This window comes from Kitasatospora sp. NPDC059648, from assembly GCF_042734825.1.
Classification (GTDB): Bacteria; Actinomycetota; Actinomycetes; order Streptomycetales; family Streptomycetaceae; genus Kitasatospora.
This window is the reverse complement of sequence record NZ_JBHWDU010000051.1, coordinates 50080-59289: the sequence shown is the minus strand read 5'-3', so window position 1 is coordinate 59289 and position 9210 is coordinate 50080. Positions and strand designations below refer to the sequence as shown.

Annotated in this window: 9 protein-coding genes; 7 read left to right on the top strand and 2 right to left on the bottom strand. The window is 75.6% G+C overall.

All coding sequences use genetic code 11. From position 1 onward, the window contains the following. The first annotated feature begins 129 nt into the window (after positions 1–129). From ACFV1W_RS26060 to ACFV1W_RS26045, 4 genes are all read left to right on the top strand, one after another. Entirely contained in the window at positions 130–831 is a 702-nt protein-coding gene (locus ACFV1W_RS26060; protein WP_380419656.1) for a class I SAM-dependent methyltransferase, read from the top strand. Positions 832–955: 124 nt separating this feature from the next. Continuing rightward, a complete protein-coding gene (locus ACFV1W_RS26055) occupies positions 956–1054 on the top strand; it encodes a hypothetical protein (RefSeq protein WP_380419655.1) in 99 nt (32 codons plus the stop codon). Positions 1055–1198: 144 nt separating this feature from the next. Beyond that, positions 1199–1804, top strand: a complete 606-nt coding sequence (locus ACFV1W_RS26050; protein ID WP_380419654.1) for a TIGR03086 family metal-binding protein — start codon at positions 1199–1201, stop codon at positions 1802–1804. Positions 1805–1840: 36 nt separating this feature from the next. Beyond that, entirely contained in the window at positions 1841–3103 is a 1263-nt protein-coding gene (locus ACFV1W_RS26045) for an alpha/beta hydrolase family protein (RefSeq protein ID WP_380419653.1), read from the top strand. Positions 3104–3331: 228 nt separating this feature from the next. Here ACFV1W_RS26045 and ACFV1W_RS26040 read toward each other — a convergent pair whose 3' ends face one another. After that, positions 3332–3796, bottom strand: a complete 465-nt coding sequence (locus tag ACFV1W_RS26040) for a (2Fe-2S)-binding protein (RefSeq protein ID WP_380419652.1) — start codon at positions 3794–3796, stop codon at positions 3332–3334. Between the two features lie 46 nt (positions 3797–3842). Next, positions 3843–6203 carry a molybdopterin cofactor-binding domain-containing protein gene (locus ACFV1W_RS26035; RefSeq protein ID WP_380419651.1) on the bottom strand — a complete coding sequence of 787 codons (2361 nt, stop codon included), beginning with the start codon at positions 6201–6203 and terminating at the stop codon, positions 3843–3845. Between the two features lie 410 nt (positions 6204–6613). Here ACFV1W_RS26035 and ACFV1W_RS26030 point away from each other — a divergent pair, with 410 nt between their 5' ends. The 3 genes from ACFV1W_RS26030 (at position 6614) to ACFV1W_RS26020 (ending at position 9201) form a co-directional block, all read left to right on the top strand. Beyond that, complete coding sequence (locus ACFV1W_RS26030; RefSeq protein WP_380419650.1) at positions 6614–7867, top strand: MFS transporter; 1254 nt, start codon at positions 6614–6616, stop codon at positions 7865–7867. 96 nt (positions 7868–7963) lie between these two features. Beyond that, complete coding sequence (locus tag ACFV1W_RS26025) at positions 7964–8707, top strand: Mut7-C RNAse domain-containing protein (protein ID WP_380419649.1); 744 nt, start codon at positions 7964–7966, stop codon at positions 8705–8707. 59 nt (positions 8708–8766) lie between these two features. Next, the gene (locus tag ACFV1W_RS26020) at positions 8767–9201 is read left to right on the top strand and encodes a cupin domain-containing protein (RefSeq protein WP_380419648.1); all 435 of its coding nucleotides are present in this window, start codon (positions 8767–8769) and stop codon (positions 9199–9201) included. Positions 9202–9210: the final 9 nt, after the last annotated feature.

Genomic DNA, 9210 nt, shown 5'->3' with positions numbered 1-9210 from the left:
TACGGACGGCTCTTTCCCCCCTTCGGCGGGCCGCCGGATCGGATGTTCCCGGGAAAGCCCGTGCCCGCATCACCCCCGCGGGGGGGCGCTCGGGCGTTCGGCGAACCGCGGTACCAGTAGGGTCGGCTGATGGTCCGACTGGTCAGTGACAGTGAGCTCACCGCCTCCTCCGTGGTGGCCAACAGCACGATGAACCGCGAGCGCGGGCTCGGCGGAGTGAACAGCTACGTCCGGGAGCTCGGCTTCGACCCCGCCGCCTGGCTGCGGGAGCACGGTGGGGCCGCGCCCGGCTGGCTGGACCTGTGCAGCGGGGAGGGCCGGGCGCTCGCGGAGGCGGCCCGGGTGCTGCCCGCGGGCGCAGAGCTGACCGGCGTCGACCTGGTCGGTCCGGTACGGCCCGTCCTCCGGATCCCGCCGTCCGGCCCGCGGCTTCGGCTGGTGACGGCGGCGCTCGGGGACTGGGCGCCCGATCGGTCGTACCACCTGATCACCTGTGTGCACGGCCTGCACTACCTCGGCGACCAGCTCGGCGCGATCGTCCGCGCCGCCTCCTGGCTCACCCCGGACGGCCGGTTCGCCGCCCACTTCGACCCGGAATCGGTGCGCCGGCCCGACGGCTCCGGCGCGGCGCGTGCGGTGGTGGCCGCGCTGCGGGCGGCCGGGTTCGAGTACCGGGCGCGCCGTCACCTGCTGCTCCTGGACGGCGGGCGACCGGTTCGACTGCCGTTCGAGTACGCGGGCGCCGACCCGTCGGCCGGCCCCAACCGGACCGGGCAGCCGGCCGTCGGGTCGTACTACCGCTGCACGCCCCCGGGAGGTACGGAGGCGTAGTTGAACGTTGTGATCACCTCAACCTGGTCCACCCCGGCCCGATCGACACCGACATGAACCCGGCCGGCGGCCCGTCCGCCGACGGCCAGCGCGGTTTCGTCGCCCTCGAAGCCGGTACGGCACGGTGAACGAGGTGGCGGGCGCCGTCTCCTACCTGGTGGGTGAGGAGGGCCGGTACGTCAGCGGTGCGGAGCTTTCGGTGGACGGCGGTTTCGCCGCCTGACAGTGAGGACGTTCATGAGCGGTTCCTCCCGCCGGACGCGGTGCGGCATCGCGCCGGGCGCCCGGGTGTCGTGCCCGGCCGTCGTCGGTGCCCGCGCTTACGATCGCCCGGCACGATCCGTGCCCCCCGACCGAGAGGTGTGCCATGACCGCGGTGGACGACCCGATCGAGCTGCTCGCCCGGGCCCTGGCCCAGACGGCGGGCCTGATCGACGGCACCGGCGTCGAGCTGGCCGGCCACCCGACCCCCTGCCGCTCCTGGGACGTCGGCGACCTGGTCAGCCACCTCCTGTTCGACCTGCGGCAGTTCACCCTGCGGGCCGAGGGCGGACAGCCGGACCGGTCGCAGTCCTTCGAGCGGGTGGAGGAGGACTGGCTGCACGCCTTCGAGGCCGGCGCGGAACGGCTGGTCACGGCCTGGCGCGCCGCCGGGGACCTCACCGGCACGACGCCGGCCCCCGGCGGCGCCGTCCTGCCGGCGCGGTTCCCGGTCGACCAGCAGGTCGCCGAATTCGCCGTCCACGCCTGGGACCTGGCGCGCGCGACCGGCCAGTCGACCGAGGGCCTGGACCACGAGGTGGCGCTCGCGGCGCTCGACTGGGCCCGTGGCGCCCTCAGGCCCGAGTACCGCGGTGACGAGGCGGGGCACCACGCCTTCGGCCCCGAGGTGCCCGCCCCGGCGGGCGCCCCGGTGTACGACCGGCTGGCCGCCTTCTTCGGCCGCGACCCCTGGGCGGCCGCCGAAGTCTGACTCCCCGAACTCACCATCCTGATAACCTTCTTGGCCATGGGGGAGAACGAAGACAGGGTGTTGGAGGTGGCGCGGGCGTTCGCCGCGCTGCTACGGGCCGGGGACTTCACCGGGGCCGTCGAGCTGTTCGCGCCACCGCTGCGGGCCGCCGTCCCGGCCGAGGCGCTGCGGCTCGCCTGGACGACCGAGACCGACGGGCGGGGTGGGGTGACCGCGATCGCGGAACCGGTCGCCAGCCCCGGCGACGAGCCGGTCCGGGTGCACCTCCCGGTGAGCTGCGGGGACGGCGGGTTCACCGTGGTCACCTCGGTCGGCGCGGACGGGCTGCTGCACGGGCTGCGGCTCGATCCGGGCGAGGCCGCGGCCTGGCAGCCGCCGACGTACGCGGACCCGGCTCGGTTCACCGAGACCGAGGTCCGGCTCGGCAGCGGGCCGCTCGCCGTGCCCGGAACGCTCAGCCTTCCGGTCGGCCCGGGGCCCCGGCCCGCCGTGGTGCTGCTCAGCGGCGGCGGCGCCTTCGACCGGGACGGGAGCAGCGGCCCCAACAAGCCGCTCAAGGACCTCGCCTGGGGGCTCGCCAGCCGGCAGGTGGCCGTGCTGCGCTTCGACAAGCCGACCTTCGCCCACCCGGACCGGCTGCCCGCCGACTTCACCATGGCCGACGAGTACCTGCCGCCCGCGCTGGCCGCCGTCGAACTGCTCCGGGCCCGGCCCGAAGTCGACCCGAACCGCGTGCACCTGGTCGGCCACAGCATGGGCGGCAAGGTGGCGCCCCGGATCGCCGCCGCCGCCGAACCGCCCGTCGCGGGACTGGTGCTGCTGGCCGCGGACGCCCAGCCGATGCACGAGGCCGCCGTCCGGGTCGCGCGCCACCTCGCGACGCTGACGCCCGGGCCGCAGGCGACGGAGATGGTGGCGGCGCTGGCCCGCCAGGCCGCGGTGGTGGCCGGCCCCGGACTGACCCCGGACACCCCGGCGGAGTCACTGCCGTTCGGGCTCTCCGCCGCCTACTGGCTCGACCTGCGCGACTACGACCAGCTGGCCACGGCGGCCGGGCTGACCCTCCCGATGCTGATCCTGCAAGGCGGGCGGGACTACCAGGTGACCGTCGAGGACGACCTGACGCGCTGGCAGCAGGCGCTCGCCGACCGGCCCGAGGTGGCGATCCGGATCCACCCGGAGCTCAACCACCTCCTCATCCCGGGCACCGGCCCCGCCACTCCGGCCGAGTACGCCCGGCCGGGGCACGTCGCGGCCGCGGTGGTGGAGCAGATCGCGGACCGACTGCTCGGGCGCTGAAGCGCGGCTTTCGACGCCACCGCGCGGGCCGGGCCGTGGCAGCCGCTCCGCACCGCGCACCGGGCCTGCCGGAGCCGGACCTGCCGAGAAGGGCGGCGATCTCGCCCGCGGCCAGGTGCGGGCCGATGCCGTCGCGCACCGGCAGGGCCCGCCCGTCCGGAGTGGTGAAGGTCGGCGAGCAGGTGTACCAGGAGAAGGCCCACCACACGCGAGGGCAGAGCCGCCGCGTCAGTGCAGCCGTCCGGCCGCCGCCGCGCGCTTGATCGCCTCGCGGATGCGCGGGTAGCTGCCGCAGCGGCAGATGTTCTGGATCCGGTCGATGTCCGCGTCCGTCGGATCGGGCGTGCGGCGCAGCAGGGCGACGGCCGTCATGATCTGGCCCGGCTGGCAGAAGCCGCACTGGGCGACGTCGCAGTCGATCCAGGCCTCCTGGACGGGGTGGAGGGTGTCGCCGTCGGCGAGGCCCTCGATGGTGGTCACCGTGCGGCCCGCGCAGTCCTTGACGGAGCGGGTGCAGGGCTGGAACTCCTGGCCGTCGAGGTGACTGGTGCAGGCCCGGCAGACACCCACACCGCAGCCGTACTTGGGGCCGGTGACACCGAGCTTGTCGCGGAGCACCCAGAGCAGCGGCATGTCGTCCGGGGCGTCGACGGTCACGGGCTGCCCGTTGAGGACGAAGGTGTGGGTGGGCACGGGGAGTCGATGTCCTTGGTTCCGGGCGGTCAGGGGTCGGTGCGGATCAGAAGTCGATCGGGAAGGAGCGCGGGCTGGTGCCGGTCGCCCGGGCGTAGGCGTTGGCGACCGCGGCGCAGGCGGCCGGGACGCCCAGCTCGCCGGCCCCGCCCGGGGCTCCGCTCGACGGCATCAGGTGGATCTCGACCGTGGGCGGGGTGTCGCGCTGCCGGGCGTAGTGGAAATCGGCGTAACTGCCCTCCCGGAAGGCGCCGTTGTCGAGGTGGTTGCCGGCCCGGAGGATCACCGAGATGCCGTCGCACAGGGCGCCGGTCAGCTGGGCCTCCAGGCCGCGGGGGTTGATGACCTGGCCGACGTCGGCGGCGATGACGGCCTTGGTGACCCGGGGATCGGCGCGGTCGGTGGCGTCGAGTTCGACCAGGTAGGCGACCCGGCCGCCGTTCTCGTCGTGGTAGCCGACGCCCTGGGCCCGGCCGGCCGGCATCGGGCGGCCCCAGCCGCCGGCCCTGGCGACGGTGTCCAGCAGGGCCTGCCCGGCGGCGTCGCGCAGCCGGGCGCGGCGGAAGGCGACCTCGTCCTGGCCCATCCGGCGCGCGAGTTCGTCCATCATGATCTCGTCGGCGACCCGGACCGTGCCCGAGTAGACCGAGCGCCAGCTGCCGGTGTGCAGCTGCAGCGGCAGCTCGGCGAGCAGCTGGGTGGGGATGCCGACGTCGTACGGGTTCTTCTCGGTGAGCAGGAAGAAGGCCTGGGCGAGGCTGATCCCGGCGGCCGAGAGGTCGAACCCGGCGCCGGTGAGCGCCTCGCCGAGCCCGTGCGAGAGGTCGGTCCGGACGGTGGCGGCGCGGTGCTCCCAGGTGAGCACCTGGCCGAGGCCGTAGGTGGCGCGGATCCGGTGGTGGCTGGCGGGGCGCATCCGGCCGTGGCGCATGTCGTCGTTGCGGGTCCACATCAGCTTGACCGGGCGCCCGGCGGCCTTGGAGATCTGGGCGGCCTCCAGGGCGGCGTCGAAGAACAGCCGGCGTCCGAACGAGCCGCCACCGCGCACCACGTGGACGGTCACGGCGCTCTGCGGCAGGCCGAGTTCGGCGGCGATGGTCTGCTGGGCGGTGATCGGGCTCTGCGCCGCGAACCACAGCTCGGCGCGGCCCGGCCGGACGTCGGCGACGGCGGTCAGCACCTCCATCGGGGCGTGGTTGACGAAGGCGAAGTCGAACTCGCCGTCCAGGTGCGAGGTGAGCAGCGGTGGCAGCAGGAACGGCGCGTGGGCGGCGCGCAGCTTCGCCCGGACGTCGGCGTCGGACAGGTCCGCGACCGGGCCGGGGTTCCAGGTGGTGCGCAGCGCGTCGCGGGCCTTGAGCGCCTGGTCGAAGGTCTCGGCGAGGACCGCGACGCCGCTGGGGATCTGCACCACGGAGAGCACGCCGGGCATGGCGCGGGCGACGGAGGCGTCCAGGGACTTGAGGGTGCCGTTGACGGTGGTCGGGCGGGCGACCACGGTGGGTGCGGCGCCCGGGATCTGCAGGTCCCCGGCGTACTCGGCCCGCCCGGTGACGATGTCACGCGCGTCGATGCGTCCGGTGGGCCTGCCCACCAGGCGGCGCTGGTCGGCGGACTTGGGAGTGGCGGGCACGTCCGGCACGACCACCGAGGCGGCGTCGGCCGCGAGTTCGCCGAAGCCGAGGCGGCGGCCGTCGGGGGCGAGAACGGCGGAGTCGGCGGTGCGCAGTCCGCTCGCCGGAACGTTCCAGCGCCGGGCGGCGGCGGTGACCAGCCGGGCGCGGGCGGCGGCGGCTGCGGCCCGCACCGGGTCGTAGAGCGAGCGCACCGAGTTGGAGCCGCCGGTGAGCTGGTTGAAGAGCAGTTCGGGGCGGCCGTCGGAGAGCGGCACGTCCACGTCGGTGAGCCTGGCGTCGAGCTCGTCGGCGACCAGCACGGCGATCGCGGTGGTCAGGCCCTGGCCGACCTCCAGCCTGGGCAGGTGGAGCGCGGCACGCCCGGCAGGGGTGATTTCGAGCACCAGCAGGTGCGCGGTGGGCAGCCCGGCCAGGATCATCGCGTCGCCGAGGTCGAGGACGTCCGGGATGCCCGGCAGGCCGAGCAGCTGCGGTGGCGCGGAGGCGTCCTGGGCGGCCGCGGTGGCGCGGACGGCGGCTCGGGCGGAGGCGGGCGCGGCGGCGTCGAGGCCGAGCCGGGCGGCGACGGTGAGGGTCGGGGCGGCCAGCAGGTAGGTGAGGAAGCGGCGGCGGCCGGTGGCCTCGGGGGGGCTCGCGGGGCTCTCCGGGGCAGCGGCGCCGGCCGCTCGTCCGCCGTCGCCCGGGTGACCGGCGGAGTCCGAGGGGGCGATGGAGGTGCTGATGGGAGGAAACCCTTCGAGCCGAAGGACGGCGCCGGATCGGGCGGGCACGGACGGCCCCGGCCCCGGTGCCGGATCGCGAACGCCGCTGAGCATAGGAGGGCACTACTGGCGGGTCAACATGACCGATCTTGGCCCTCCGGCCGGGTGGTGGAGGGCTTCCGTCCGCTTGGGGCGGCGGCGTCGGAGCGGGTACGGACGGCGCTTCGGCCGGGCGGGGGAGGCCGGTCCGGGGTCGTGCCCCCGGGGCAACCTGCCTCCCTCGTACGGGAGTTCAGGGCTCGCTCGGCGGTGCGGCGGGGGGGCCGTCCGACGGGCGGGCCAAGTGGCCCGGGAAAATTCAAGATCACTGGATCTGCCGGCCGGTCCATTCGGTCCCTAGGCTGGGCGGTGCCCCGCTGAGAGCCGCCCCGGCGGTCGTGAACCTCCGGCCCGCGCGCCGCCCGTCCGACAGGAGAGAAGTGCCGAACCAGAGCGCCGCAGGTTTCGCCCTGCTGCCCCCCGCCGGCCCCCAGCGCACCCTAGCCGCAGCCCAGTTGGCGAGTTCGGTGGGCGACGGCGCCTACTACACCTGCTCCGCGCTCTACTTCACCCGGGTCGTCGGGATGTCCCCGACCGCCCTCGGCCTCGGCCTCGCGATCGCCTGGGCGCTCGGCTCGGTGGCGGGCGTCCCGCTCGGCCACCTCGCCGACCGGCGCGGCCCCCGCCGCACCGCCGTGGCCCTCGCGCTCGGCACGGCCGCCGTGGTCGCCGCCCTCCTGGCGGTGCGCTCCTACGCGCTGTTCCTGCTCGCCGTCTGCCTCTACGCCACCGCGCAGTCCGGCCTCACCGCCGCCCGGCAGGCCCTGGTCGCGGGCCTGGTGCCGCGTGCCGAACGGACCGGACTGCTCGCCCATCTGCAGTCGACCCTCAACGGCGGGCTGGCCGTCGGGGCCGCCATCGGCGGCATCGCGCTGACCGTCGGCACCCGGAGCGCCTACCTGGGCGCCTTCGCCGTCACCGCGCTCGGCTTCCTGGCCGGGGCCCTGGTGCTCCGGCGGCTGCCCGAAGTCCCGCCCGCGCCGCAGGAGTCGGGCACCGGCCCGCGCCTCGCCGTGCTGCGCGACCGCCGGTACGCCGCCGTCACCCTGGTCAACACCGTGCTGCTGCTGCGGATGCCGCTGCTGAGCCTGATCCTGCCGCTGTGGATCGCCCAGCGTGCCTCCGGGCTCGGCTGGCTCGGCTCGGTGCTCTTCGTGCTCAACACCCTGGCCGTGCTGGCCTTCCAGGTCCGGGCGGCCCGTGACGTCAGCGGGCTGGAGTCGGCGGTCCGGGCGGTGCGCGCCTCCGGGGTGCTGCTGCTCGCCGCCTGCGTGGTCTGCGGACTCTCCGCCCTGGACGTGCCGGTGTGGGCCTTCGGCGCGCTGCTGGTGGCCGCCGCCGTGCTCCAGGTGGCCGGCGAGATGCGGCAGTCGGCCGGCTCCTGGCAGCTCGGCTTCGACCTTGCGCCGCCCGAGCGGATCGGCCAGTACCAGGGCTTCTTCGGCACCGGCGTCACCGTCGCCCGCACCCTCGGGCCGCTGCTGCTCACCGCGCTGCTGCTTGAGGGCGGCCTCGCGGGCTGGCTGGTGCTGGGCGGCGTGTTCCTGGCCGCCGGGTACGCGATGGGCCCGGTCGCCCGCTGGGCGGCGCGCGACCGACGGCCGGCACCCGCGCCGGTCATCCCGGCGGCCTAGGGTCCGTACCGGCGGCGCGGCGGCCTGGGGTCCGTACCGGCGGCGCGGCCCGGAAACCGGTGGCCCCGGCCCGTCCCCCGCTGGCATGCTGGCCGCGTGGACCGACCCCAGATCTGGCTCGACTTCGCCCCTGAGCTGCAACTCTTCGTCTCCGCGCCCCGGCGGGCGGGCCGCACCGCGCTGCGCACCGACGGCACCTCCACCCTCGGTCATGTGGTCGAGTCGCTGGGCGTCCCGCTCACCGAGGTCGGCACCCTGCTGGTGGACGGCCGGCCGGTCCCGGACTCGCACGTCCCGGCCGACACGGAGCACATCAGCGTCGAGGCCGTGGCCCGCCCGCAGCCCTCGCCCGCCCCGCCGCGCTTCCTGCTGGACGTCCACCTCGGCACCCTCGCCCGCCGGCTCCGCCTGCTCGGCATCGACGCCGCGTACGAGAACCCGGACATCGGCGACGCCGCCCTGGCCGCCCGCTCCGCCGCCGAGCAGCGGGTGATGCTCTCCCGCGACCGCGGCCTGCTGCGCCGCCGCGAACTGTGGGCCGGCGCCTACGTCTACAGCCACCGCCCCGCCGAGCAACTGCGCGACGTGCTCTCCCGATTCGCCCCGCCGCTCGCGCCCTGGAGCCGCTGCACCACCTGCAACGGCGCGCTGCGCACGGTGAGCAAGACCACCGTGCGCGAGCAGCTCCACGATGGCACCGAGCGCTCCTATGACGCCTTCGCCCAGTGCGCCGACTGCGGCCAGGCGTACTGGCGCGGCGCCCACCACGCCCGGCTGGAGTCCATCGTCACCGAGGCCGTGCGCGAGTTCGGCGGCGTCCCGGGGCAGTCCGGGCGGTAGGCCGGGGGCGTTCCTGGGTAGGGAGGAACATTCCGTCACACGAGAGGCCGGGTCGTCGGATGAGTGAGCAACCCCTACCGCCTGTGCACCAGCCCTTCGAGAGCGCCGAGGCCGCCGACGCCCCCGTGGTGACCGCCCCGGACGGCGCCGTGGTCCGTCCGCTGCTGGTACTGGACGGGCTGGGCAGCCTCGCGGTCTTCGAGCTCGCCCCCGGGCAGGTCGCCCACGCGGTGTCGCACGCCACCGTGCAGGAGCTGTGGCAGGTCACCGCGGGCAGCGGGGAGCTGTGGCGCCGCCAGAACGGCCGGGAGGAGACTCTCCGGATCGCGGCCGGGACGGCGGCGTCGATCCCGCTGGGCACCGCCTTCCAGTTCCGGGCCGACCCGGACGCCGACGGACCGCTGCGCATCACGGCCGTCACCATGCCGCCCTGGCCGGGAACGGACACCGAGGCGCGGCCCGAGCAGGGCCCGTGGGAGGCGACCACCCGCTGAGCGGCGCGA

Coding starts and splice junctions, on each gene's coding strand:
- ACFV1W_RS26020 (WP_380419648.1), top strand. CDS start 8,767: ATGAGTGAGCAACCCCTACCGCCTGTGCACCAGCCCTTCGAGAGCGCC.
- ACFV1W_RS26045 (WP_380419653.1), top strand. CDS start 1,841: ATGGGGGAGAACGAAGACAGGGTGTTGGAGGTGGCGCGGGCGTTCGCC.
- ACFV1W_RS26060 (WP_380419656.1), top strand. CDS start 130: ATGGTCCGACTGGTCAGTGACAGTGAGCTCACCGCCTCCTCCGTGGTG.
- ACFV1W_RS26050 (WP_380419654.1), top strand. CDS start 1,199: ATGACCGCGGTGGACGACCCGATCGAGCTGCTCGCCCGGGCCCTGGCC.